At 68.0% G+C, this 22,962-nt stretch carries 23 protein-coding genes; 11 read left to right on the forward strand and 12 right to left on the reverse strand.

Features of this window, described 5'->3' with window-relative positions:
* Positions 1–43: 43 nt before the first annotated feature.
* The 3 genes from HWX22_RS14940 to pdxH all read right to left on the reverse strand — a co-directional run bounded on the left by HWX22_RS14940 (position 44) and on the right by pdxH (position 3,379).
* Complete coding sequence (locus HWX22_RS14940; protein ID WP_175915910.1) at positions 44–1,360, reverse strand: DUF72 domain-containing protein; 1,317 nt, start codon at positions 1,358–1,360, stop codon at positions 44–46.
* Positions 1,361–1,383: 23 nt separating this feature from the next.
* Positions 1,384–2,604, reverse strand: coding sequence for a cyclopropane-fatty-acyl-phospholipid synthase family protein (locus HWX22_RS14945; RefSeq protein WP_059527843.1), 1,221 nt, complete (start codon positions 2,602–2,604; stop codon positions 1,384–1,386).
* A 130-nt stretch (positions 2,605–2,734) separates the two neighbouring features.
* Positions 2,735–3,379, reverse strand: a complete 645-nt coding sequence (pdxH, locus tag HWX22_RS14950) for a pyridoxamine 5'-phosphate oxidase (protein WP_059527840.1) — start codon at positions 3,377–3,379, stop codon at positions 2,735–2,737.
* A 128-nt stretch (positions 3,380–3,507) separates the two neighbouring features.
* Here pdxH and tcdA point away from each other — a divergent pair, with 128 nt between their 5' ends.
* The gene (gene tcdA / locus HWX22_RS14955; protein ID WP_059527837.1) at positions 3,508–4,365 is read left to right on the forward strand and encodes a tRNA cyclic N6-threonylcarbamoyladenosine(37) synthase TcdA; all 858 of its coding nucleotides are present in this window, start codon (positions 3,508–3,510) and stop codon (positions 4,363–4,365) included.
* Between the two features lie 103 nt (positions 4,366–4,468).
* On the opposite strand, the gene trxA is transcribed toward tcdA, so the two are convergent.
* Both trxA and HWX22_RS14965 read right to left on the reverse strand, forming a co-directional pair.
* Positions 4,469–5,317, reverse strand: coding sequence for a thioredoxin (gene trxA, locus HWX22_RS14960; protein WP_059820316.1), 849 nt, complete (start codon positions 5,315–5,317; stop codon positions 4,469–4,471).
* Positions 5,318–5,369: 52 nt separating this feature from the next.
* A complete protein-coding gene (locus tag HWX22_RS14965; RefSeq protein WP_059690580.1) occupies positions 5,370–6,251 on the reverse strand; it encodes a pirin family protein in 882 nt (293 codons plus the stop codon).
* 247 nt (positions 6,252–6,498) lie between these two features.
* Between HWX22_RS14965 and HWX22_RS14970 the strand changes: the two genes are divergently transcribed.
* A complete protein-coding gene (locus tag HWX22_RS14970; RefSeq protein ID WP_175915922.1) occupies positions 6,499–7,377 on the forward strand; it encodes an EamA family transporter in 879 nt (292 codons plus the stop codon).
* A 45-nt stretch (positions 7,378–7,422) separates the two neighbouring features.
* On the opposite strand, the gene HWX22_RS14975 is transcribed toward HWX22_RS14970, so the two are convergent.
* Positions 7,423–8,949, reverse strand: coding sequence for an N-acetylmuramoyl-L-alanine amidase (locus HWX22_RS14975; protein ID WP_175911225.1), 1,527 nt, complete (start codon positions 8,947–8,949; stop codon positions 7,423–7,425).
* Positions 8,931–9,482 (reverse strand): tRNA (adenosine(37)-N6)-threonylcarbamoyltransferase complex ATPase subunit type 1 TsaE, encoded by a 552-nt coding sequence (gene tsaE / locus HWX22_RS14980; protein WP_175911224.1) that lies wholly within the window; start codon positions 9,480–9,482, stop codon positions 8,931–8,933. The genes HWX22_RS14975 and tsaE overlap by 19 nt, the downstream gene beginning before the upstream one ends.
* Positions 9,483–9,499: 17 nt before the next feature.
* Between tsaE and queG the strand changes: the two genes are divergently transcribed.
* The 3 genes from queG to xerD all read left to right on the forward strand — a co-directional run bounded on the left by queG (position 9,500) and on the right by xerD (position 12,234).
* On the forward strand, positions 9,500–10,735 hold the full coding sequence (queG, locus tag HWX22_RS14985) for a tRNA epoxyqueuosine(34) reductase QueG (protein ID WP_175911223.1): 1,236 nt from the start codon (positions 9,500–9,502) through the stop codon (positions 10,733–10,735).
* A gap of 63 nt (positions 10,736–10,798) precedes the next feature.
* Entirely contained in the window at positions 10,799–11,266 is a 468-nt protein-coding gene (locus tag HWX22_RS14990) for a methylated-DNA--[protein]-cysteine S-methyltransferase (protein ID WP_175915911.1), read from the forward strand.
* Positions 11,266–12,234: a site-specific tyrosine recombinase XerD gene (gene xerD / locus HWX22_RS14995; RefSeq protein WP_175911219.1), complete on the forward strand. Its 969-nt coding sequence runs from the start codon at positions 11,266–11,268 to the stop codon at positions 12,232–12,234. The genes HWX22_RS14990 and xerD overlap by 1 nt, the downstream gene beginning before the upstream one ends.
* A gap of 40 nt (positions 12,235–12,274) precedes the next feature.
* On the opposite strand, the gene HWX22_RS15000 is transcribed toward xerD, so the two are convergent.
* Positions 12,275–13,837: an AMP-binding protein gene (locus HWX22_RS15000; RefSeq protein WP_175915912.1), complete on the reverse strand. Its 1,563-nt coding sequence runs from the start codon at positions 13,835–13,837 to the stop codon at positions 12,275–12,277.
* A 279-nt stretch (positions 13,838–14,116) separates the two neighbouring features.
* Here HWX22_RS15000 and ybaK point away from each other — a divergent pair, with 279 nt between their 5' ends.
* Complete coding sequence (ybaK, locus tag HWX22_RS15005; protein WP_044848566.1) at positions 14,117–14,608, forward strand: Cys-tRNA(Pro) deacylase; 492 nt, start codon at positions 14,117–14,119, stop codon at positions 14,606–14,608.
* A 182-nt stretch (positions 14,609–14,790) separates the two neighbouring features.
* Positions 14,791–15,429, forward strand: coding sequence for a glycerol-3-phosphate 1-O-acyltransferase PlsY (plsY, locus tag HWX22_RS15010; RefSeq protein ID WP_175915913.1), 639 nt, complete (start codon positions 14,791–14,793; stop codon positions 15,427–15,429).
* 94 nt (positions 15,430–15,523) lie between these two features.
* On the opposite strand, the gene HWX22_RS15015 is transcribed toward plsY, so the two are convergent.
* Positions 15,524–16,009: a YajQ family cyclic di-GMP-binding protein gene (locus HWX22_RS15015; RefSeq protein ID WP_006762345.1), complete on the reverse strand. Its 486-nt coding sequence runs from the start codon at positions 16,007–16,009 to the stop codon at positions 15,524–15,526.
* A 136-nt stretch (positions 16,010–16,145) separates the two neighbouring features.
* Here HWX22_RS15015 and murB point away from each other — a divergent pair, with 136 nt between their 5' ends.
* Entirely contained in the window at positions 16,146–17,195 is a 1,050-nt protein-coding gene (gene murB / locus HWX22_RS15020) for a UDP-N-acetylmuramate dehydrogenase (protein ID WP_175915914.1), read from the forward strand.
* Positions 17,196–17,315: 120 nt separating this feature from the next.
* Here murB and argF read toward each other — a convergent pair whose 3' ends face one another.
* Positions 17,316–18,245 carry an ornithine carbamoyltransferase gene (gene argF / locus HWX22_RS15025; RefSeq protein ID WP_059511839.1) on the reverse strand — a complete coding sequence of 310 codons (930 nt, stop codon included), beginning with the start codon at positions 18,243–18,245 and terminating at the stop codon, positions 17,316–17,318.
* A gap of 413 nt (positions 18,246–18,658) precedes the next feature.
* On the opposite strand from argF, the gene HWX22_RS15030 reads away from it, so the two are divergent.
* Positions 18,659–18,979: a DUF3579 domain-containing protein gene (locus tag HWX22_RS15030; protein WP_006762342.1), complete on the forward strand. Its 321-nt coding sequence runs from the start codon at positions 18,659–18,661 to the stop codon at positions 18,977–18,979.
* A 149-nt stretch (positions 18,980–19,128) separates the two neighbouring features.
* Here HWX22_RS15030 and rpsT read toward each other — a convergent pair whose 3' ends face one another.
* Positions 19,129–19,401 carry a 30S ribosomal protein S20 gene (gene rpsT, locus HWX22_RS15035; protein WP_006482211.1) on the reverse strand — a complete coding sequence of 91 codons (273 nt, stop codon included), beginning with the start codon at positions 19,399–19,401 and terminating at the stop codon, positions 19,129–19,131.
* Positions 19,402–19,705: 304 nt separating this feature from the next.
* Here rpsT and murJ point away from each other — a divergent pair, with 304 nt between their 5' ends.
* Together murJ and HWX22_RS15045 are read left to right on the forward strand one after the other, a co-directional pair.
* Entirely contained in the window at positions 19,706–21,256 is a 1,551-nt protein-coding gene (gene murJ / locus HWX22_RS15040) for a murein biosynthesis integral membrane protein MurJ (protein ID WP_175915915.1), read from the forward strand.
* Positions 21,257–21,264: 8 nt separating this feature from the next.
* A complete protein-coding gene (locus HWX22_RS15045) occupies positions 21,265–22,107 on the forward strand; it encodes a SirB1 family protein (protein ID WP_175915916.1) in 843 nt (280 codons plus the stop codon).
* A 78-nt stretch (positions 22,108–22,185) separates the two neighbouring features.
* On the opposite strand, the gene HWX22_RS15050 is transcribed toward HWX22_RS15045, so the two are convergent.
* Positions 22,186–22,944, reverse strand: a complete 759-nt coding sequence (locus tag HWX22_RS15050) for an SDR family NAD(P)-dependent oxidoreductase (protein ID WP_059701828.1) — start codon at positions 22,942–22,944, stop codon at positions 22,186–22,188.
* Positions 22,945–22,962 lie beyond the last annotated feature (18 nt).

Genomic DNA, 22,962 nt, shown 5'->3' on the forward strand with positions numbered 1-22,962 from the left:
GCGCGGTTCGCCGGCGCGCAAACGGCGCCCGCGCCCGCGATGCTTACGCCGCCTCGCTGCGCCAGTGCGCGCACGCGGCGGCGATCTCGCGCGCGAGCGCGAGGCACGACAGCGGCGCGGAGCCTTCCGCCTTGTTGTTGATCGTGATGATCACGGGCTGTCCGGCCAGCGCGTAGCGCGCGGCCAGCTCGGCGAGCGCCGAGCGCGTGGCGGGATCCTCGTCGACGAGCTTGTCGAACGGCTCGTATTTCGCTTTGGCCTGTTCGTACCTGAAGCCGCCATGCAGGCTCCAGCGCACGATCAGCGGGCCCGGCGCGTCGCCGTCGAGCAGCGCGAGCGCGGCTGCCTGGCGCAGCGGGTCGGGCATCCGCGCATGCAGGCCGACGCAGTAGCGCACGCCGAGCGCCGCGAGCGCGCGGATGAAGCGCGGCGTGAGCAGGCTCGCGTCGCGGATCTCGATCGCGTAGCGCGTGCCGTCGGCGTCCGGCGGCAGCGTCGGCAGCGCCGCGAAGAATGCCGACAGCCGGTCGATCAGCGTGGCCGGCTCGGCGAGCAGTTGATCGGGCATCGGAGAAAACTGGAACACCAGCACGCCGGCCTTCCTGCCGAGCCCTTCGAGGCACGGCTGCACGAATTCGCGAGTGGCGAGCTGCGCGTCGAGAAAGGTCGGGTTCGGGCCCGACGGCTCGCCGCGCCGGCCGCGCACGACCGCATCGGTGACGGACGCCGGCGCCTTCACGACGAAGCGGAAGTCGTCCGGCACCTGTTGCGCGTAGCGCAGGTAGTCGGCCACCGACAGCGGCCCGTAGAACGACCGGTCGAGGCTCACGCTCTTCAGCAGCGGATGTGCGCCGTACGCCTCGAGCCCCTCGCGAGACAGCTTCGTCTGCGCGAAATCGCCGTCGTAGACGATGCCGTCCCAGCCGGGGAAATACCACGACGACGTGCCGAGCCGCACGTTCGGCGGCAGCGCGGCCGCGGCGGCGGTGACTTCCGCGGAAACCGGTGCGGGCGGCACGCCGCGCCGACGCCGGGCCTTCTTCGGCGGCGTGGCCGGCGGTGGTTCGTCCCAAAGCATGCCGGAGGCGGGCGGTGGTTCCGGTTCCTGGTCGGCGGGAAGGCGGGGCGATGCACGGCCGGCGCGTGCGGGCGACTTTGCCGGTCGCGCGGTGTCGTGTTCGTCAGGCGTCGCGCGATCGCCGGCGCCTGCGGGGTTGTCGTCGTCCGCGGGCGCGGACGCGCGCGCGTCGTCGGGCGACGCGCCGAACAGGTCGAACTGCCCGTCGGCGTGCGACTCGTCCGGTTCGTCGCGCTGCTGTCGTTGCGTCGGCGTGCCGCGCCGCGTCCTGCCGTCACCCATGCATGCCCAGCGTGAAGTGCCGCCTAGCGCGGCAGCGTGTGTTCGTACATGTAGCGGCGCGACCACGGCAGCGTTTTCGCGCTGCGTCCGGCCTTGCGGCACACGATCTGGAAGATCGACACGTCGTCGTGCTCGAACGCATACGCGCAACCGGCGAGATACACGCGCCAGATGCGGAATTTTTCGTCGTCAACGAGCGTGCGCGCCTCTTCCGCCTTCGCCTCGAAATTCTCGGTCCAGATTTCGAGCGTGCGCGCATAGTGCCGCCGCAGGCTTTCGACGTCAATCGCCTCGAGCCCGCCGCGCTGCGCCGCTTCGAGCGCGAGGCTGATGTGCGGCAGCTCGCCGTCCGGGAACACGTAGCGGTCGATGAATTCGCCGCCGCCGAGCGCCGTTTCGCCGCTTTCCGCGTCAGTCGACGTGATTCCGTGGTTCATCGCGATGCCGTCGTCGGTGAGCAGATCGTGCACGCGCGAGAAATAGAGCGGCAGGTTCTTGCGGCCGACGTGCTCGAACATCCCGACGCTCGTGATGCGGTCGAACTGTCCCTCGATCTCGCGGTAGTCCTGCAGGCGGATCTCGATCTTGTCCTCGAGCCCGGCGGCTTTCACGCGCGCGGTCGCGAGATCGAACTGGTTCTGCGACAGCGTCACGCCCAGGCACGTCGCGCCGAACTTCTGCGCGGCGCGCAGCACGAGCGCGCCCCAGCCGCAGCCGATGTCGAGCAGGCGCTGGCCGGGCTCGAGCTGGATCTTGGTCAGGATGTGGTCGATCTTCTTGATCTGAGCGGTCGAGAGATCCTCGTCGCCGTTCTCGAAGTACGCGCACGAGTACACCATGTTTTCGTCCAGCCACAGCTGGTAGAACGCGTTCGAGACGTCGTAGTGATACTGGATCGCCTTCCTGTCGGTGTTTTTCGTGTGATTGAAGTAGCGCTTCACGCGCGCGAGCTTGCTTGCGCTGGTGACCGTGCTGCGCGCGAGCGAGTAGCTGATGTTGATGATGTCCGACAGCCTGCCCTCAATGTCGATCTTGCCCTTCACGTACGCCTCGCCGAGATTGTCGAGGCTCGGTTCGAGCAGCAGCGGCAACGCCGACGCGCTGTTGACCTTCAGCGTGACCTGCGGCGCGCTGAAGGTGCCGAAATCGAGTTGATCGCCGTTCCACAGCACGAGTCGCGCCGGTATGTTCGCTTTCGCCCGTACTTCGTCCGCCCACTGTGCCAGCTTCTTTTCCCAGAACATTTGGATTCTCCGTTTGTTCGTTGAATCGAATACAGCCAAGTATCTTGACCGGCGCCCACGCCTTGCGACGCGGGTGCCCGGATGCAACACGAGACACGGCCGGCGCGCGCCGGCACTGCGGCAGCCGCGCTTACGGCGACAGGCGCGAGATCGTCCAGCCCGACCCTGCCGCGGCGTCGCGCGTATAGAGCAGGCGGTCGTGCAGCCGCGACGGGCGGCCCTGCCAGAATTCGATCGCGTCGGGCACGACGCGGTAACCGCCCCAGTGCGGCGGGCGCGGCGGGTTCTCGCCGTAGCGTTCGGTCACCGCCTTTTCGCGCGCTTCGAGCGTCGCGCGGCTGTCGATCACGGCACTCTGCTCGGACGCCCACGCGCCGATGCGCGAGCCGAGCGGGCGCGACGCGAAATAGCGGTCGCTTTCGTCGGCGCTGGTTTTCTCGATCCGGCCTTCGATGCGCACCTGGCGCTCGAGCTCGATCCAGTAGAACAGCAGCGCCGCATGCGGATTGGCGGCGAGATCGCGGCCCTTGCGGCTTTCGTAATTGGTAAAGAAGACGAACCCGCGTTCGTCGACACCCTTGATGAGCACGATTCGGGCCGACGGCCGGCCGTCGTCGCCGACGGTGGCGAGCGTCATCGTGTTGGGCTCGGGGAGCTTGGCGGCGAGCGCCTCCTTGAACCAGCGATCGAACTGGGCGAAGGGGTTGGGGGCGGCATCGGCTTCGTCGAGCGAAGCACGCGAATAATTGATGCGGAGATCGGCGAGAGTCGTCATGTTATGCAAACGCTTCAATCTGGGGCCAGTATAGCGAACGCGCGAGAATCGTGCGTGCACAGGGACGCGTGTCGGCGGGGAGTTCAGGCAAAATAGAGGGCTGCACGACTTACGTTTTCCTTGCTGCCATGTCCGCTGCCGACACTGCCCCGCACAGTTCCTCTGATCTTACCCCGAGCCCGACAATCCAGCTTGACGTGGATCGCGAGCGCCGCTTCGGCGGCATCGCGCGCTTGTACGGTGCCCCCGCGCTCGCCGCGTTCGAACGCGCGCACGTCGCCGTGATCGGCATCGGCGGCGTCGGGTCGTGGACGGCCGAGGCGCTCGCGCGCAGCGCGATCGGCACGCTGACGCTGATCGACCTCGACAACGTCGCGGAAAGCAATACGAACCGGCAGATCCACGCGCTCGACGGCAATTACGGCAAGCCGAAGGTCGACGCGATGGCCGAGCGGATCGCGCTGATCGATCCCGCGTGCCGTGTGAACCGGATCGAGGATTTCGCGGAACCCGACAACTTCGACGCGCTGCTCGGCGGCGGCTTCGACTACGTGGTCGACGCGATCGACAGCGTGCGCACGAAGGTCGCGCTGATCGCGTGGTGCGTCGCAAAAGGGCAGCCGCTCGTCACGGTCGGCGGCGCGGGCGGGCAGCTTGACCCGACGCGTATCCGCATCGACGATCTCGCGCTGACGATCCAGGATCCGCTGCTTTCGAAGGTGCGCGCGCAGTTGCGCAAGCAGCACGGCTTTCCGCGCGGGCCGAAGGCGCGTTTCAAGGTGAGCGCCGTGTATTCGGACGAGCCGCTGATCTATCCGGAAGCGGCCGCGTGCGACATCGAGGACGGCGCGGAGCCGTCCGCCGCCGCGCATGTCGCGGGGCTCAACTGCGCGGGGTTCGGTTCGAGCGTATGCGTGACCGCGAGCTTCGGCTTCGCGGCCGCCGCGCATGCGCTGCGGGCAGTCGCGGCGCGCGCCGCGGGCTGATCGGCGAGCAGATCGACACGCGGAAGTATGTCGCGGCGCGGCAGACCTGCCGTGCCGCGACAAGGCGATTCGGCCAGACCATCGCAGCCCGGCCGGTCGTTCGTCAGTTGAGCGCCATGCTCAGCTTGCGCCGCCATGCGGCGACGAGTTCGGGGCGATCGCCCGCCAGCTCGAACACCGAGATCATCGTGCGGCGGCCGAGGTCGTCGCCATACGCGCGGTCGCGCAACACGATTTCCAGCAACTGCTCGAGCGCACCTTCGTATGCGCGTCGCGCGATCAGACTCTGCGCGAGGTCGAAGCGTGCGTCGAGATCGGCGGGATTCGCCGCGATGCGCGCTTCGAGCGCGTCGGTCGGCGGCAGGTCGGCCGTTGCGTCGAGCGCATCGAAACGGGTCTTGATCGCCTGGTAGCGCGGATCGCCGCTCTGTATCGTCTGCGGCGACAGGCGCTCGGCCTCGGCGCGCGCGGCGTCCACCTGATTGTTCGCGAGCAGCAATTCGATCAGGTCGAGCCGTGCGTCGTCGAAGCCGGGGTTCAGCGCGAGCGCCGCTTCGAGGTGGGTCAGCGCATCGTCGTAGCGCGATTCGGCGATCGCGTATTGCGCGGCGCGGCGCTCGGCTTCGTCGGGCGCCGGCAGCAGCCGGTCGAGGAACGCGCGCAACTGGCCTTCCGGCAGCACGCCGATGAACTGGTCGACGGGACGCCCGTCGGCGAACGCGATCACGTGCGGGATGCTGCGCGTCTGGAAGTGCGCGGCGAGTTCCTGGTTCTCGTCGACGTTCACCTTCACGAGCTTCCAGCGGCCTTCGTAGTCGGCTTCGAGCTTTTCGAGCAGCGGACCGAGCGTCTTGCAGGGCCCGCACCACTGCGCCCAGAAGTCGACCAGCACGGGCGTGTCCAGCGACGCCTCGATGACGTCTTTCTCGAAAGTGGCAAGCGTGGTGTCCATGTCGTTCTCTTCCGTTCGAATGTCGTCAGGATGGGGGCAGCGTGCCCCTTTTTCAACGCGGCTTCGATTCGGGCAGCGGAATCCACTCGGTTTCGCCGGGCACCTTGCCCATTTCCTGGTTCGTCCACGCCTGTTTCGCGCGCTCGATCGCGTCGCGGCTGCTGGCGACGAAGTTCCATTCGATGAAGCGCTCGCCGTCGATCTTCGCGCCGCCCAGCAGCATTGCGCGTGCGCCGCCGCCGCTCGCGAGCGTGACGGTGGCGCCGGGCGCGAGCACGGCCATCTGTTCGGCCGGCACCGGCGTGCCGTCGATCGAGAGGTCGCCGTCGACCACGTAGACCGCGCGCTCCTCGTGCGATGCGTCGAGTTCGAGGCGGCCGCCGGCCGCGAATTCGGCGGCCACATACAGCGTGCGCGAGAACGTCGTGACGGGCGAGCGCAGGCCGAACGCGTCGCCGGCGATCACCGTCAGCGACACGCCGTTCTCGTCGCGCTTGGGCAGCGTGTCGGCCGCATGGTGCTCGAACGACGGCTCGGTGGTCTCGTGGGCGACGGGCAGCGCGACCCAGGTTTGGATCCCGTGCACCGTGTGGCCGCTCGCGCGCTGAGCGTCGGGCGTGCGCTCCGAATGGACGATGCCGCGACCGGCCGTCATCCAGTTCACGTCGCCCGGCACGATCTCCTGCAGCGAGCCGAGGCTGTCGCGGTGCAGGATCGCGCCGTCGAACAGATAAGTGACGGTGGCGAGCCCGATGTGCGGGTGCGGGCGCACGTCGAGCCCGGTACCGGCCGGCAGCGTTGCGGGCCCCATGTGATCGAAGAAGATGAACGGACCGACGAGGCGCGCGGCGAGCGCGGGCAGCGTGCGGCGCACCTGCAGGTTGCCGATGTCGCGAACATGCGGCTTGAGCAGGGCTTTGATCGAATCGGTCATGGCGGGCCTCGTGGGCAACGGCTGGAATGCCGGTCATTGTACTGGCGGCGCGGTGGCGACGTGCGTGGCGGGGCGCGGGCGCAATGCTTTCCCCCGCGATGCGGACGTGCGGGCACGCGTCGTGCGGCCGCCATGTCGTTGCCCGTCGCCGATTCCATGCGCGCCGCGCGGGTATCGGGCCGCACGGCGAAATTGGGTAGACTGAGCGGCTTCAGGAAACCATCCGACAATTGAGGAGACGCCGATGATGGCCCCGAAGGACTTGCTGCTCGCGCTGGTCGTGATCCTGGCGTGGGGCGTGAACTTCGTCGTGATCAAGGTCGGCCTGCACGGCATGCCGCCGATGCTGCTCGGCGCGCTGCGCTTCACGCTCGCGGCGGTGCCCGCGGTGTTCTTCGTGCGCCGGCCGCAGATTCCGTGGCGGATGCTGATCCTGTACGGCACGACGATCCAGCTCGGCCAGTTCGCGTTCCTGTTCACCGGCATGTACGTCGGCATGCCGGCCGGCCTCGCGTCGCTCGTGCTGCAGTCGCAGGCGTTTTTCACGCTCGTGTTCGCGATGCTGTTCCTCGGCGAGCGGCTGCGCGTGCAGAACCTGATCGGGCTCGCGATCGCCGCGGGCGGGCTCGTGGTGATCGCGGCGCAGGGCGGCCGCGCGATGACGCTCGCGGGCTTCCTGCTGACCATCTGCTCGGCGGCGATGTGGGCGTTCGGCAATATCGTCACGAAGAAGGTCGGCAAGGCCAATCTGGTGTCGCTCGTCGTGTGGGCGAGCCTCGTGCCGCCCGTGCCGTTCTTCCTGCTGTCGCTCTGGTTCGAGGGGCCGCAGCGGATCGGCGCCGTGCTGGCCGGGCTCGACGGCGCGTCGATCTTCGCGGTCGTCTATCTCGCGTTCGTCGCGACGCTCGTCGGCTACGGCCTGTGGAGCCGCCTGATGTCGCGCTATCCGGCCGCGCAGGTCGCGCAGTTCTCGCTGCTGGTGCCGGTCGTCGGGCTGGCGTCGTCGGCGCTGCTGCTCGACGAGCATCTGACGGACGCGCAACTGATCGGCGCCGCGCTCGTGATGGGCGGGCTCGCGGTGAACGTGTTCGGTGGAAAGCTGGTGCGCCGCTTCGCGGCGTCGTGACGCGCCGGCACGCAGCGCGTGCCGGCGGCGGGGAAGGGCGGCCGGTCAGGCCATCCGGTTCTTCGCGAGCGGCGGATTCGCGGCGAAGTAACGCTTGATGCCGCGGAAGATCGCGTCGGCCATCTCGTCGCGATAGCTGTCGTCGTTGAGCCGGCGTTCTTCGTCAGGGTTGCTGATGAACGCGGTCTCGACGAGGATCGACGGAATGTCGGGTGCCTTCAGCACCGCGAACCCGGCCTGCTCGACCGAGCCCTTGTGCAGCTTGTTGATGCCACCGACTTCCTTCAGCACGTAGTTGCCGTAGCGCAGCGAATCGCGGATCTGCGCGGTCGTCGACATGTCGAACAGCGCGCGGCTGACTGCCGCGTCCTGTGTCTTGATGTTGATGCCGCCGATCAGGTCGGACGAGTTCTCCTTGTTCGCGAGCCAGCGTGCGGCGGCGCTCGACGCACCGTGATCGGACAGCGCGAACACCGACGAGCCGCGCGCGGACGGTGTCGTGAATGCATCGGCGTGGATCGACACGAACAGGTCGGCGCCGACGCGGCGCGCCTTCTGCACGCGCACGTTCAGCGGCACGAAGAAATCCGCGTCGCGCGTCATCATCGCGCGCATGTTCGGCGCGCCGTCGATCTTCGCGCGCAGCTTCTTAGCGATGTCGAGCGCGATGTGTTTCTCGTACGTGCCGCCGCCGCCGATCGCGCCCGGATCCTCGCCGCCGTGGCCCGGATCGATCGCGACCGTCAGCAGGCGCACGGTGCCGCCCTTGCCCGATTTCGGCGCGGTGAACTTGTAGGTGTCGCCGTCGTCTTCGCTGTCGTCGCGGCGTGCGATGACGGGCGGCGGCTTGACGGCCGGCTTCGCGGGCGCCGAAGGTGTCGCGGCGGCCGGCGGCGTGCGCGGGGTGGTCGGCGTGTTCTGCGCGAAGCGCTGGAAGAATGCGTCGCTGTTGTCGCCCGCGGCGGGTGGCGGCGCGGCGGGGCCCGCGAGCGCGGTCGGCGGCTGCACCTGCTGCGCGCGCGCGCTGTCGTTGAGCGCCTGCTCCTTGCGCTCCGTCTGCGCGATCAGGTCGGTCAGCGGATCGGGCGCGACGGCCGGATACAGGTCGAACACGAGCCGGTACTTGTAGGTGCCGACCGGCGGCAGCGTGAACACCTGCGGCTTCACCGAGCCTTTCAGGTCGAACACCATCCGCACGACGTGCGGTTGATACTGGCCGACGCGCACCGACTGGATCTGCGGATCGTTCGGCGCGATCTTCGACACGAGGTCGCGCAGCGCCTGGTCGAGATCGAGCCCGTTCAGGTCGACGACGAGCCGGTCGGGACCCTGCAACAGCTGTTGGCTATTCTGCAGCGGCTGGTCGGATTCGATCGTGACGCGCGTGTAATCGCGCGCGGGCCACACGCGCACGCCGAGCACCGACGACGCGTGCGCGAGCCGCGGCACGGCGAGACCGAGCACCAGCGTCGACGCGCCCGCGCGCAGGATCTGACGGCGCCGCCAGTTGTGCGTCGCGGTGGCCGCCGATTCGATCGAGCGGAACGGTTTGATCAACATCTTTCGAGACATGCCTTTCCTGAAGCGCTGAACGCCCGGACGGTGAGGGCGCGGCCGTCGCCATCCACGTCGAGCGAGAAAACCAGATCGGGCACGCCGAGCAGGGTGCCCGCCTGTTGCGGCCATTCGACGAGGCAGATCGCGCTGGAATTGAAATATTCGCGAAAGCCGGCGTCGGACCATTCGGCCGGATCGTTGAATCGATACAGATCGAAGTGATAGACCTCAAGTTCCCCATCGTCGCGTGCGAATGCGTATGGTTCGACGAGCGTGTAGGTCGGGCTGCGCACGCGCCCCGGGTGGCCGAGGCCGCGCAGGATCGCGCGCACGAGGGTCGTTTTGCCCGCGCCGAGGTCGCCGATCAGCTGGATCTGCAACCCGTCGAACGCGTGTTCATGGGCGAGTTCGCTGCGTGCCGCGTCGAGCGCGTGCGCGAAGCGGGTGCCGAAGGCCTCGGTCGCCGCTTCGTCGGCGAGTGCGATCACGCGCTCCGCGAGCGGGACGGGCAGCGTGTCGGCATGAGGCGTATGGGGCGTGGCTGGCATTCTCGTAAAATAGTGCGATGAACCGATTACCGGAACTCGCCGCATCCGACAGACCTTCGACACGTGCCGAAGGCGCGACGCCATGCGCGCTCGATGATGCGACGTTGACAGCGCTCGCCGCGCGCATCAGGGCGTGGGGGCGCGAATTGGGTTTCGGGGCGATCGGCATCAGCGATACCGATCTCTCGGATGCCGAAGCGGGCCTCGCCGCCTGGCTGGAAGCCGGGTACCACGGCGAAATGGATTATATGGCGAAACACGGGATGAAACGCGCGCGGCCGGCCGAACTTGTGGCCGGTACGCGACGCGTGATCTCGGCGCGACTCGCCTATCTGCCGGCCGAAACGCTCGCCGTCGACGCACCCGACGCGTCATCCGGTGCGCTCGTGCCGCACGACTGGCGCGCACGCGAGCGCGCGCGTCTCGACGATCCGCAGGCGGCCGTCGTGTCGATCTACGCGCGCGGCCGCGACTATCACAAGGTGCTGCGCAACCGGTTGCAGACGCTCGCGGAGCGCATCGAGCGCGAGATCGGCGCATTCGGCTACCGCGTGTTCACCGACTCGGCGCCGGTGCTCGAGGTCGAGCTCGCGCAGAAGGCCGGCGTCGGCTGGCGCGGCAAGCACACGTTGTTGCTGCAGCGCGACGCGGGTTCGCTGTTCTTCCTCGGCGAAATCTATGTCGACGTGCCGCTGCCGACCGACGCGCAAACCGCGCCCGACGTCGCGCCCGAGACGCCCGGCGCGCACTGCGGCAGTTGCACGCGCTGCATCGGCGCGTGCCCGACCGGCGCGATCGTCGAACCGTATCGCGTCGACGCGCGCCGTTGCATTTCCTACCTGACGATCGAACTGAAAGGCAGCATTCCGGAGCCGCTGCGGCCGATGATCGGCAACCGCGTATACGGCTGCGACGACTGCCAGCTCGTGTGCCCGTGGAACAAGTTCGCGCAGGCCGCGCCCGTCGCCGATTTCGACGTGCGGCACGGGCTCGACCGCGCGACGCTCGTCGAGCTGTTCGGCTGGGATGCCGACGCGTTCGACACGCGGATGCAAGGCAGCGCGATCCGGCGCATCGGATACGAAAGCTGGCTGCGCAATCTCGCGGTCGGGCTGGGCAATGCGTTGCGCGCACCGGCCGACCGGCTCGCGCCCGATGCGCGCGACGCGATCGTCGCCGCGTTGCGTGCACGGGCCGACGATCCGTCGCCGGTCGTGCGCGAGCATGTCGAATGGGCGCTGCGTGCCGCATGAAGGCGGCGTAAAGTGTCGTCGGCGCGCGGCGGCGCCGCGCGTTTCACCGGTGAGGAGAAGCTCATGTTCAACGCAGTCATCGACGCACCGTTCGGCAAGGTCGGCATTCGCACCGATGCCGCGGTGGTGCGCGAGATCGTCTATCTGCCCGAGTCGGTCAAATCGGTCGATCCGGACTCGCCGCTCGCGACGCGCGCGGTCAAGCAGATCGAACGTTATTTCGAGCGCGCGTCGGCGCGTTTCGACCTGCCGCTCGCCGACGTCGGCAGTGCTTTCCAGCATCGCGTGTGGAACGTGATCAGCGACATTCCGCCGGGCACGGTGCAGACCTACGGGCAGGTCGCGAAGCGGATCGGCGGCGCGCCGCGCGCGGTCGGCCAGGCGTGCGGCGCGAACTATTTCCCGCTCGTGATTCCGTGCCATCGCGTCGTGGCGGCAGGCGGCCTCGGCGGCTTCGCGAACCACGACGACAATGGCTATTACCAGAAAGTGAAGCGCTGGCTGCTGGCGCACGAAGGCGTGCCGTACTGATGAGTGAACCCTTGCTTTCCCCCGATCCCGACCCCGCGCCCGACGCCAATGGCGACGAGGCCGCGGCATCGCCCGCGCTGCTCGCGAGCCGCGCGTCGATCGACGTGTTCTGCGACGCGCTGTGGCTCGAACACGGGCTCGCGCGCAACACGCTCGATGCGTACCGGCGCGATCTGATGCTGTTTTCGCACTGGCTGGCCGCGACGCACGACGCGTCGCTCGACTCGGTCGACGAAGCGATGGTGACCGGCTACATCGCCGCGCGCAGCGACGGCAAGGCGACGTCGTCGAACCGGCGGTTGTCGGTGTTCCGTCGCTATTACGGCTGGGCCGTACGCGAGCATCGCGCGAGCGCGGACCCGACGCTGCGGATCACCTCGGCGAAACAGGCCGCGCGGTTTCCGTCGACGCTGTCCGAGGCGCAGGTCGAAGCGCTGCTCGGCGCGCCCGACATCGGCACGCCGCTCGGCCTGCGCGATCGCACGATGCTGGAGCTGATGTACGCGAGCGGGCTGCGCGTGAGCGAACTCGTCACGCTGAAGACCGTCGAGGTCGGGCTCAACGAGGGCGTCGTGCGGGTGATGGGCAAGGGCTCGAAGGAACGGCTCGTGCCGTTCGGCGAAGTCGCGCACGGCTGGATCGAGCGCTACCTGCGCGACGCGCGGCCCGCGCTGCTCGGCGCGCGCGCGGCCGACGCGCTGTTCGTGACCGGACGCGGCGACGGGATGACGCGCCAGCAGTTCTGGAACATCATCAAGCGCCATGCGCAGCAGGCCGACGTGCGCGCGCACCTGTCGCCGCATACGCTGCGGCACGCATTCGCGACGCATTTGCTGAACCACGGCGCCGACCTGCGCGTCGTGCAGTTGCTGCTCGGCCACAGCGACATCTCGACCACGCAGATCTACACGCACGTCGCGCGCGAGCGGCTGAAGACGCTGCACGCGCAACACCACCCGCGCGGCTAGCGCGGCGCGCGCGGGCCACACGCGGGATGCAGCCCGCGCGTCACGCGAGTTCGCGCAGCTTGTGCTTCAGCACCTTGCCCGTCGATGCGGCGGGCAGCGCATCGAGCACGCGGATGTGCGCGGGCCGCTTGTAAGGCGCGAGCCGTTCCGCGCACCACGCCTGCAGCGCGGCCTCGGTCGCGGTCGCGCCCGGCACCAGTTCGACGAATGCGAGCACTTCCTCGTTGCCCTCGACCGCGCGTCCGACGACGGCCGCCTGCACGACGTCCGGGTGCGCGTTCAGCACCTGTTCGACTTCGACCGGATACACGTTGAAGCCCGAGCGGATGATCAACTCCTTGCTGCGGCCCGCGATCGTCACCGAGCCGTCGGCTTCCTGACGCGCGAGATCGCCGGTGCTCAACCAGCCGTCGGGCGACACGGCCGCGCGCGTGGCCTCCGCGTTGCGGTAGTAGCCGAGCATCACGTTCGGCCCGCGCACGCGGATTTCACCCACTTCGCCCTGCGGCACGTCGGCGCCGTCCGGCGCGACGATCCGCATCTCGACGCCCGGGATCGGCATGCCGACCGAGCAGTCGGCACGCGGCGCGTCGAGCGGCGTCTGCGTGATCGTCGGGCTGCTCTCGGTCATTCCGTAGCCGTTGTGCAGCGGCACGCCGTACACGCGCTCGACGCGCGCCTTGAGATCGGCGTCGAGCGGCGAGCCGCCCGAATACGCGAAACGCAGCCGCGGCGCGCGCCACGCGTGCGCGTGCGTATGCAGGTGTTCGAGCAGCTTCGCGTGCATCGCGGGCACGCCCTGGAAGATCGTCACGCCTTCGTCGGCAAGCGCAACGCGCACGGCCTCCGGCGAGAAGCGCGGCGCGAGCCGCAGCGTCGCGCCCGCGTACAGGCTACCGAGGCAGACCGACGCAAGCCCGTACACGTGCGACACGGGCAGCACCGTGTAGACGAGGTCGTCCGGCGACACGCGGCGCAGCGCGCTCGACGTCGCCGCGATGAACAGCAGGTTGCGGTGCGACAGCATCACGCCTTTCGGCGAACCCGTCGTGCCGGTCGTGTAGATCAGCGCCGCGCATTGCGCGGCGCCATCGGCCGCCACCGGTTCGTCGGGCGCGCTCGGGTCGACGCGGTACGACCACGCGCCGATGTCGACCGGCAGCGCGTCGGCCGGCGTCGCGTCGTGGCGCACCGCGTGTGCGCGCGCATCGGGCGATGCCTCCGTCGCGAATGCGATCAGCTTCGGCCGCGCATGCGCGGCGATCGCATCGAGTTCGCCGGCCGACAGCCGCGCGTTCGACACGAGCGCCCATGCGTCGACGCGCGCCGCCGCGAACAGCAGCACGATCTGCGCGATGCTGTTTTCCGCGACGATCATCACGCGATCGCCGCCGTGCACGCCGAGGCGCGCGAGCCGCTCGGCGGCTGCATCGACCGCTCGCGACAGCTCGCCGTACGACAGGCGGCGCGCGTCCTCGATCAGCGCCGGATGCGCAGGCGCTTGCGCAGCCCAGCGGGCGGGCACGTCGGCGATGCGCGCGGGCAAGGCGGCGAGCAACGCCGGAACGTCGAGCGGCGCGGATGAACGGACAGGCGAGGACATGGCGTCTCCAGAAGAAGGGCCGGGCGGCGGCGCGGCAAGTTTTGCGAACGATCGTGCCATGACGGCGGGCGCGCCACAATCGGCCAATCGGGCAATAGCACTTCGCGATGTGCGCAATGATGATGGACGGGCGCGCCGCGGCGACGGGGGCTCGCCCGGCGCACCGGTGCAAAAGGGCCGCGAGTATACCGCCGGTGCGCGGCATGCCGCCCCGAACACGGGACGGTGCGGTCGTGTGTCGACGCCCGCCCGGCGGTCGTTCGCCATTAAAATGCCGCCATGAGCAAATCCAGACACGTGTCCGAGACACCCGCGACCCAGCTGCTGCGCCGCCACGGCGTCGCCTTCGGCGAGCATCCGTACGATTACGTCGAGCATGGCGGCACCGGCGAGTCGGCGCGCCAGCTCGGCGTCGACGAACACAGCGTCGTGAAGACGCTCGTGATGGAGGACGAGCACGCGAAGCCGCTGATCGTGCTGATGCACGGCGATCGCACGGTGTCGACCAAGAACCTCGCGCGGCAGATCGGCGCGAAGCGTGTCGAGCCGTGCAAGCCCGATGTCGCGAACCGCCATTCCGGCTATCTGGTCGGCGGCACGTCGCCGTTCGGCACGCGCAAGACGATGCCCGTGTACGTCGAGTCGACCATCCTCGAATTGCCGACGATCTACCTGAACGGCGGCCGCCGCGGCTATCTCGTCAGCCTCGCGCCGGCGGTGCTCACGACGCTGCTCGGCGCGACGCCCGTGCAGTGCGCGAGCGTCGACTGAGGGTTTCACCTTCGTGGCAGGCCGTGCTCGTTCGGTAGAATGAGCGCCGTTTCGGCCGGTCGGCTCGTACGGCCGGCCGCCACGGCCTGCCGGCGGTTCGCCGCGACGGCGCCCGCCGCAACCGGCCGGCATGCCGTGCCCGGCCGCCCCTTCACCGATACGTTGAAAGAAGAGTTCTCCGCATGCAGATCCTGCTCGCCGCACTTGTTGCCTACCTGATCGGTTCGGTGTCGTTTGCCGTCGTCGTCAGCGCCGCGATGGGCCTGGCCGATCCCCGTTCGTATGGGTCGAAGAATCCCGGCGCGACCAATGTGCTGCGCAGCGGCAACAAGAAGGCCGCGATCCTGACGCTCGTCGGCGATGCGTTCAAGGGCTGGCTCGCCGTCTGGCTCGCGCGGCACTTCGGGCTGTCCGACGTCGCCGTCGCGTGGGTCGCGATCGCCGTGTTCATCGGCCACCTGTATCCGGTGTTCTTCCGCTTTCAGGGCGGTAAGGGCGTCGCGACCGCGGCCGGCGTGCTGCTCGCCGTGCATCCGGTGCTCGGCCTGGCGACCGCGCTGACCTGGTTGATCGTCGCGTTCTTCTTCCGCTATTCGTCGCTCGCGGCGCTGGTGGCGGCCGTGTTCGCACCGGTGTTCGACGTGTTCCTGTTCGGCACCGGCCACAACCCGGTCGCGTGGGCCGTGCTCGCGATGAGCGTGCTGCTCGTGTGGCGTCACCGCGGCAACATCTCGAAGCTGCTGGCGGGGCAGGAAAGCCGGATCGGCGACAAGAAGAAGGTCGCGTCCGACGGCGGTGCGCAGGACGGCGGGAAGGTCTGAGGAAGGGGATGACTGCTGCCGCCCGCCGGGGCGCCCTGCGTGCGGGGCCCGGCGGCGCGGCGTGATCGGTCGACTGCGCGGTCGACGGCGTCGATCAGTCGCGGAAGTTGTTGAAGTCGAGCGGGGTGTCGGTCACGTCCTTGCGCAGCATCGCGATCACGCTCTGCAGGTCGTCGCGCTTCGTGCCGGCCACGCGCACCGCGTCGCCCTGGATGCTCGCTTGCACCTTGATCTTGCTGTCTTTCACGAGCCTGACGATCTTCTTTGCGAGGTCGCCGGTCACGCCCTTCTTCACGGTGACGATCTGCTTGACCTTGTCGCCGCCGATCTTCTCGACCTTGCCGTAGTCGAGGAAGCGCACGTCGACGTTGCGCTTCGCGAGCTTGTTGATCAGCACGTCCTTGACCTGGCCGAGCTTGAAATCGTCGTCGGCGAACAGCGTCAGCTCGCGCTCCTTCTGCTCGACGCGCGCGTCGGAGCCCTTGAAGTCGAAACGCGTCGAAATTTCCTTGTTCGACTGCTCGATGGCGTTCTTCACTTCGATCATGTTCGCTTCGGAAACGACGTCGAACGATGGCATGGCATTCTCCCTTGAGATGCGGGCGCCCGGCTCGCGCGCGGGCACTCGCTATAATTGCGGACTGTTTGCCATTTTACCGATGCCCCTCCGTTTGCCCAAGGCCGGCCGTGAGCCCGCCCGGCGGACGTGACCGCGAATGCCGATGCCTCCTGACGATTCCGCCCTGTCGCTGCTCCCCGACCATCCGCTTGCCGCGCACAATACGTTCGGCATCGCCGCGAAGGCGCGCTTTGCCGCGCGCATCACGCAGGCGGCGCAGTTCGAGGCGCTGCACCGCGACCCGCGCGTCGCGTCGCTGCCGCGGCTCGTGCTCGGCGGCGGCAGCAACGTCGTGTTCACGCGCGATTTCGACGGCGTCGTGCTGCTCGACGAGATCGCCGGCCGCCGCGTCGTGCGCGAGGACGACGACGCATGGTACGTCGAGGCCGGCGGCGGCGAGATCTGGCACGCGTTCGTCGCGTGGACGCTCGAGCACGGGATGCCTGGCCTCGAGAACCTTGCGCTGATTCCGGGCACCGTCGGCGCCGCGCCGATCCAGAACATCGGCGCGTACGGCCTCGAGATGAAGACGTATTTCGACTCGCTGGTCGCCGTCGAGCTCGCGACGGGGCGCAGCGAGCGCTTCGACGCCGCGCGCTGCGCGTTCGGCTATCGCGACAGCGTCTTCAAGCGGGAAGGGCGCGGCCGCTTCGCAATCGTGGCGGTGACGTTCCGGCTGCCCAAGCGCTGGACGCCGCGGCTCGGCTACGCCGATGTCACGCGCGAGCTCGATGCGCGCGGCATCGCGCCGGACGCGGCAACGCCGCGCGACGTGTTCGACGCGGTCGTCGCGATCCGCCGCGCGAAGCTGCCCGATCCGCTCGTGCTCGGCAACGCGGGCAGTTTCTTCAAGAATCCGGTGATCGACGCCGCGCAGTTCGACGCGCTGCGCGCGCGCGTGCCCGAAGTCGTGTCGTATCCGCAGCCGGACGGGCACGTGAAGCTCGCGGCCGGCTGGCTGATCGACCGCTGCGGCTGGAAGGGGCGCGCGCTCGGCGCGGCGGCCGTGCACGACCGGCAGGCGCTCGTGCTGGTGAATCGCGGCGGCGCGACGGGCGCCGAGGTCCTCGCGCTGGCGCGCGCGATCCAGGACGACGTGCGCGAGCGGTTCGGCGTCGAGCTCGAACCCGAGCCGGTGTGCCTGTAACGCGGCGCTTCGTACCGCGCATTTCATTCGCTTTCGCCCCGTACAAACAAAAAGCGCCGATCGACAATCGGCGCTTTTTTTCGCATGCCGCCCGGTGCCGGCGGCGCGCGGGTGCTGCGATCAGTGCTTGAGGCGGCCGAGCAGCAGGAACTCCATCAGCGCCTTCTGCACGTGCAGGCGGTTTTCCGCCTCGTCCCACACGACGCTCTGCGGGCCGTCGATCACGCCGGCCGTCACTTCCTCGCCGCGGTGCGCGGGCAGGCAGTGCATGAAGAGCGCGTCCGCGTTTGCGTGGCCCATCATTTCCTCGTCGACGCACCAGTCGGCAAATGCCTGCTTGCGCGCTTCGTTCTCGGCTTCGAAACCCATGCTCGTCCACACGTCGGTCGTCACGAGATCGGCGCCCTTGCACGCTTCGTTCGGATCGTCGAACACCTCGTAGAACGGCGCGCTGTCCGGCGACACGAGCTTCATGTCGAGCGCATAGCCCGGCGGCGTCGACAGGCGCAGCTTGAAGCCGAGGATCTGCGCGGCTTCGATCCACGTGTACAGCATGTTGTTCGCATCGCCGACCCAAGCGACCGTCTTGCCGGCGATCGGGCCTCGGTGCTCGTAGTACGTGAAGATGTCGGCGAGCACCTGGCACGGGTGGTATTCGTTGGTCAGGCCGTTGATCACCGGCACGCGGGAGTTTTCCGCGAAGCGCGTGATCACGTCCTGCTCGAACGTGCGGATCATGATGATGTCGACCATCCGCGAGATGACCTGCGCGGAATCCTCGACCGGCTCGCCGCGGCCGAGCTGCGTGTCGCGCGTGCTCATGAACACCGCGTGGCCGCCGAGCTGGAAGATGCCGGCTTCGAACGACAGGCGCGTGCGCGTCGAGCTCTTCTCGAAGATCATCGCGAGCGTGCGGTCGTGCAGCGGGTGATAGGTCTCGTAGTTCTTGAACTTGCGCTTCAGGATACCCGTGCGTTCGAGCACGTACTCGTAGTCTTCCAGCGAGAAATCCTTGAACTGCAGGTAGTGACGAATGGTTTTGGCGGTCATGAAACGAAATACGGCGGGTCTGAACCGGCAGCGGGGCCGGACGGCGCCGCCGTCGGGTGTGGATAACTCAAAGCAGCATAAAGGATTTTCTGTGCTTTGACGAGCCGCACCGAAAACCGGGGCGGGATCGTCGCGCGCACGGGAGGATGCCGGAAGAGGGGCCGCGAGACGACGCGCGATGTCGCGCTGCGGTATAATCCAAAAGTTTTCTCCAGCCCGGCAGGCAAGGCTCTTCGCGCTCTGCCGGACACAAGCCATGCGCTGCACAAATCCGGTGCGGCGCGCCGGCGGCACGCAGCGACGTCCTGTTTTCGGGATATCGGAGCGCATGTGTCGCCGTCCACTCCAGCTTTGTGTTCGCGTATCCAGGCGCCGTCGCCTGGACATCGCCGGGCCGTCACTTGGGTAACCACATGGCTGAAACCCCTCCGACCGAATTCTTCATCCAGGGCATCACGAAAGACGGGAAAAAGTTTCGCCCGAGCGACTGGTCGGAGCGTCTGGCCGGCGTGATGGCCTGTTTCGGGCCGGGTGCGAGCGGGCCGAACGCGCGCCTGAAATATTCGCTGTACGTGCGCCCGACGATGCTCGGCGACCTGAAATGCGTGATCCTCGATTCCCGGCTGCGCGACATCGAGCCAATGGCGTTCGATTTCGTGCTGAACTTTGCGAAGGACAACAACCTCGTCGTCACCGAGGCGTGCGAGTTGCCGGACTACAACGAGAAGAAGTGAGTTGTGGGCGGGCGAGGGGAGCATCCCGCGCCCGCGTCTGACGGTCGCCCGGCGCGATGCGCAGGCGACGCACGACAAAAAGCCCGCCTAGGCGGGCTTTTTTGCGATCGCAGGAAACAGGAACGCCCGCGAGAGCGGGCGCACCGGATTTACGCTGCTGCCTGCAGACCCTTGACGGCTGCGGCGAGGCGGCTCTTGCTGCGAGCGGCCTTGTTCTTGTGAACGATCTTCTTGTCGGCGATCGTGTCGATCGTCTTCACGGCAGCCTTGAACAGCTCGGCAGCCTTTGCCTGGTCGCCGGCTTCAACAGCCTTGCGAACCGACTTGATCGCGGTACGGAATTTCGAGCGCAGCGCCGAGTTGTGCGAATTTGCCTTCGCGGCTTGGCGGGCGCGCTTGCGTGCTTGTGCGGAGTTAGCCATGACGGTTCCTTATCCTGTCCTGTTTCCAGAGCTTGGAGCCTGACGGCCAAGCGCTGCTTTTCGATCCGTCCCCTGAGAACGATTGCCCAGGGGCGCATAAAAAACGGTGATTTTAACCGAGGCCGAGACATGAAAACGACAGGCGCCGTGCATGTAACAGGCTCAGAAACCGGCGATTATAGCAACAAAATCAAGCGCGTGGCAAGGTCAACGTGACGTCGGCCGGACGGGGGCGCCGGCGACATGGGCCCTTTTCGGCATCCGTCCGTGCCGGGACACGCAACGTCCGTATAATAAGCGCCCCATGAATCTATTCCGAGCCCTGCTGACGGTCAGCGGCTTCACGCTGCTGTCGCGCGTGACCGGACTGGCCCGCGAGACGCTGATCGCCCGTGCGTTCGGCGCCAGTCAATACACCGACGCGTTCTACGTCGCTTTCCGCATCCCGAACCTGCTACGCCGCCTGTCCGCCGAAGGCGCGTTCTCGCAGGCGTTCGTGCCGATCCTGGCCGAGTTCAAGAACCAGCAGGGGCACGATGCGACCAAGGCGCTCGTCGACGCGATGTCGACCGTGCTCGCCTGGGCGCTCGCCGTGCTGTCGGTCCTCGGGATCGCCGGCGCGTCGTGGGTCGTGTTCGCGGTCGCGTCCGGCCTGCATACCGACGGGCAGGCGTTCCCGCTCGCGGTCACGATGACGCGGATCATGTTCCCGTACATCGTGTTCATCTCGCTGACGACGCTCGCGTCCGGCGTGCTGAATACCTACAAGAGCTTCTCGCTGCCGGCGTTCGCGCCGGTGCTGCTCAACGTCGCGTTCATCGCCGCGGCCGTGTTCGTCGCGCCGCACCTGAAGGTGCCGGTCTACGCGCTCGCATGGGCCGTCATCGTCGGCGGCGTGCTGCAGTTCATCGTGCAGCTGCCGGGGCTGAAGAAGATCGACATGGTGCCGCTGATCGGCCTCAACCCGGTGCGCGCGCTGCGTCATCCCGGCGTGAAGCGCGTGCTCGCGAAGATGGTGCCCGCGACGTTTGCGGTGTCGGTCGCGCAATTGTCGCTGATCATCAACACGAACATCGCGTCGCGGCTCGGGCAGGGCGCCGTGTCGTGGATCAACTACGCCGACCGCCTGATGGAATTCCCGACCGCGCTGCTCGGCGTCGCGCTCGGCACGATCCTGCTGCCGAGCCTGTCGAAGGCGCACGTCGACGCCGATTCGCGCGAGTATTCGGCACTGCTCGACTGGGGGCTGCGCGTCACGTTCCTGCTCGCGGCGCCGAGCGCGCTCGCGCTGTTCTTCTTCGCGACGCCGCTCACCGCGACGCTGTTCAACTACGGCAAGTTCGACGCGCATACGGTCACGATGGTCGCACGCGCGCTCGCGACCTACGGGATCGGCCTTGTCGGCATCATCCTGATCAAGATCCTCGCGCCGGGCTTCTACGCGAAGCAGGACATCAAGACGCCCGTGAAGATCGCGATCGGCGTGCTGATCGTCACGCAGATCTCAAACTATGTGTTCGTGCCGCTGATCGGCCATGCGGGCCTCACGCTGAGCATCGGCGTCGGCGCATGTCTGAACTCGCTGCTGTTGTTCCTCGGGCTGCGCAAGCGCGGCATCTACCAGCCGTCGCCGGGCTGGCTGCGCTTCTTCATGCAACTGATCGGCGCGGCGCTCGTGCTCGCGGGCCTGATGCACTGGTGCGCGATCAGCTTCGACTGGACCGGCATGCGTGCGCAGCCGCTCGATCGAATCGCGCTGATGGCGGCGTGCCTGGTGCTGTTCGCTGCACTATATTTCGGTATGTTGTGGGTGATGGGCTTCAAATACGCTTACTTCAGAAGGCGCGCCAAGTGACGACCGCAATGACCCGCGTCCTCGACTACTTCAGCACGCTCGTGGCGGACGACGACAGTCTGCCCGTCACGGAAACCGCGCTGTCGCTCGCACAGGACGCGTATCCCGACCTCGACCTGCAGGGCACGCTGGCCGAAATCGACATGCTGGCCGCGCGGCTGCGCCGCCGGCTCGCCGACGATGCGGACCTGAAGGGCCGCGTCGCCGCGCTGAACGAGTTCTTCTTCCGCGAACTCGGCTTCGCGTGCAATCACAACGATTACTACGACCCCGATAACAGCCACCTGAACGCGGTGCTGAAGCGGCGGCGCGGGATTCCGATCTCGCTGTCGGTGCTGTACCTGGAGCTCGCCGAGCAGATCGGCGTGCCGGCGCGCGGCGTGTCGTTTCCCGGCCACTTCCTGCTGCGCGTGACGCTGCCGGACGGCGACCTGATCATCGATCCGACCAACGGTCATTCGCTGTCCGAAGCCGAGATGGTCGAGATGCTCGAGCCGTACGTCGCGCGTGCGGCGGGCGCGGTCGACAGCGCGTTGCGCGCGCTGCTGCAGCCGGCCACGAGCCGCGAGATCATCGCGCGGATGCTGCGCAACCTGAAGACGATCTACCTGCAGACGGAACGCTGGCAGCGGCTGCTTGCCGTGCAGCAGCGGCTCGTGATCCTGCTGCCGGAACAGCTCGACGAGGTGCGCGACCGCGGCTTCGCCTATGCGCGGCTCGACTATCTGCGCCCGGCGCTCGAGGATCTCGAGCAGTATCTCGGCGAGCGGCCCGATGCGGACGACGCGACCGTCGTCGAATCGCAGGTGACCGAGTTGCGGCAGCGGATGCAACGCGACGACGAGGACTGAGCCGTCGCGGTGGCGCCGAAACGCCGAACGTGAAAACGCCCGCATCGCGGGCGTTTTTCATTAGCAATTGCGTGGCCCTTACTTCGGCTGCATCCGGATCGCGCCGTCGAGGCGGATTACTTCGCCGTTGAGCATCGGGTTTTCGACGATCTGGCGCACCAGCATCGCGTATTCGTCCGGTTTGCCGAGCCGCGGCGGGAACGGCACCATCGCGCCGAGCGCGTCCTGCACGTCCTTCGGCATGCCGAGCAGCATCGGCGTCTCGAACAGCCCGGGCGCGATCGTCATCACGCGGATGCCGCTGCGCGACAGGTCGCGTGCAATCGGCAGCGTCATGCCCGCGACGCCGGCCTTCGACGCCGCGTACGCGGCCTGGCCGATCTGTCCGTCGTAGGCCGCGACCGACGCGGTGCTGACGATCACGCCGCGCTCGCCGCCGTCGTTCGGCGCGGTCGCCGCCATCGCAGCGGCCGCGAGCCGGATCATGTTGAAGGTGCCGACCAGGTTCACATTGATCGTTTTCGCGAATACGTCGAGCGGATGCGCGCCGTCCTTGCCGACGGTTTTCGCGGCGGGCGCGATGCCCGCGCAGTTCACGAGGCCGCGCAGCGTGCCCGCGCGCGTCGCGGCGTCGACGGCCGCCTGCGCATCGGCCTCGCTCGACACGTCGCAGCGCACGAACAGGCCGCCCAGCTCGGTCGCGAGCGCCGTGCCGGCCGCCTCGTTCAGGTCGGCGAGCACGACCTTGCCGCCGGCCTGCGCGAGCATGCGGGCCGTTCCGGCGCCGAGGCCCGATGCGCCGCCCGTGATCAGAAAGACGTTGCCGCGAATCTCCATCACTGTCTCCTTGGTTTT

The sequence above is a fragment of the Burkholderia sp. BCC1638 genome (genome assembly GCF_902833195.1).
Lineage (GTDB): Bacteria > Pseudomonadota > Gammaproteobacteria > Burkholderiales > Burkholderiaceae > Burkholderia > Burkholderia diffusa.

Coding starts and splice junctions, on each gene's coding strand:
- pdxH (WP_059527840.1), bottom strand. CDS start 3,379: ATGACGACTCTCGCCGATCTCCGCATCAATTATTCGCGTGCTTCGCTC.
- HWX22_RS15015 (WP_006762345.1), bottom strand. CDS start 16,009: ATGCCATCGTTCGACGTCGTTTCCGAAGCGAACATGATCGAAGTGAAG.
- xerD (WP_175911219.1), top strand. CDS start 11,266: ATGAGTGAACCCTTGCTTTCCCCCGATCCCGACCCCGCGCCCGACGCC.
- tcdA (WP_059527837.1), top strand. CDS start 3,508: ATGTCCGCTGCCGACACTGCCCCGCACAGTTCCTCTGATCTTACCCCG.
- murJ (WP_175915915.1), top strand. CDS start 19,706: ATGAATCTATTCCGAGCCCTGCTGACGGTCAGCGGCTTCACGCTGCTG.
- murB (WP_175915914.1), top strand. CDS start 16,146: ATGCCGATGCCTCCTGACGATTCCGCCCTGTCGCTGCTCCCCGACCAT.
- HWX22_RS14965 (WP_059690580.1), bottom strand. CDS start 6,251: ATGACCGATTCGATCAAAGCCCTGCTCAAGCCGCATGTTCGCGACATC.
- queG (WP_175911223.1), top strand. CDS start 9,500: ATGAACCGATTACCGGAACTCGCCGCATCCGACAGACCTTCGACACGT.
- HWX22_RS15045 (WP_175915916.1), top strand. CDS start 21,265: ATGACCCGCGTCCTCGACTACTTCAGCACGCTCGTGGCGGACGACGAC.
- HWX22_RS14970 (WP_175915922.1), top strand. CDS start 6,499: ATGGCCCCGAAGGACTTGCTGCTCGCGCTGGTCGTGATCCTGGCGTGG.
- ybaK (WP_044848566.1), top strand. CDS start 14,117: ATGAGCAAATCCAGACACGTGTCCGAGACACCCGCGACCCAGCTGCTG.
- HWX22_RS14945 (WP_059527843.1), bottom strand. CDS start 2,604: ATGTTCTGGGAAAAGAAGCTGGCACAGTGGGCGGACGAAGTACGGGCG.
- HWX22_RS15030 (WP_006762342.1), top strand. CDS start 18,659: ATGGCTGAAACCCCTCCGACCGAATTCTTCATCCAGGGCATCACGAAA.
- HWX22_RS15050 (WP_059701828.1), bottom strand. CDS start 22,944: ATGGAGATTCGCGGCAACGTCTTTCTGATCACGGGCGGCGCATCGGGC.
- HWX22_RS14975 (WP_175911225.1), bottom strand. CDS start 8,949: ATGTCTCGAAAGATGTTGATCAAACCGTTCCGCTCGATCGAATCGGCG.
- tsaE (WP_175911224.1), bottom strand. CDS start 9,482: ATGCCAGCCACGCCCCATACGCCTCATGCCGACACGCTGCCCGTCCCG.
- HWX22_RS14940 (WP_175915910.1), bottom strand. CDS start 1,360: ATGGGTGACGGCAGGACGCGGCGCGGCACGCCGACGCAACGACAGCAG.
- HWX22_RS14990 (WP_175915911.1), top strand. CDS start 10,799: ATGTTCAACGCAGTCATCGACGCACCGTTCGGCAAGGTCGGCATTCGC.
- plsY (WP_175915913.1), top strand. CDS start 14,791: ATGCAGATCCTGCTCGCCGCACTTGTTGCCTACCTGATCGGTTCGGTG.
- argF (WP_059511839.1), bottom strand. CDS start 18,245: ATGACCGCCAAAACCATTCGTCACTACCTGCAGTTCAAGGATTTCTCG.
- HWX22_RS15000 (WP_175915912.1), bottom strand. CDS start 13,837: ATGTCCTCGCCTGTCCGTTCATCCGCGCCGCTCGACGTTCCGGCGTTG.
- rpsT (WP_006482211.1), bottom strand. CDS start 19,401: ATGGCTAACTCCGCACAAGCACGCAAGCGCGCCCGCCAAGCCGCGAAG.
- trxA (WP_059820316.1), bottom strand. CDS start 5,317: ATGGACACCACGCTTGCCACTTTCGAGAAAGACGTCATCGAGGCGTCG.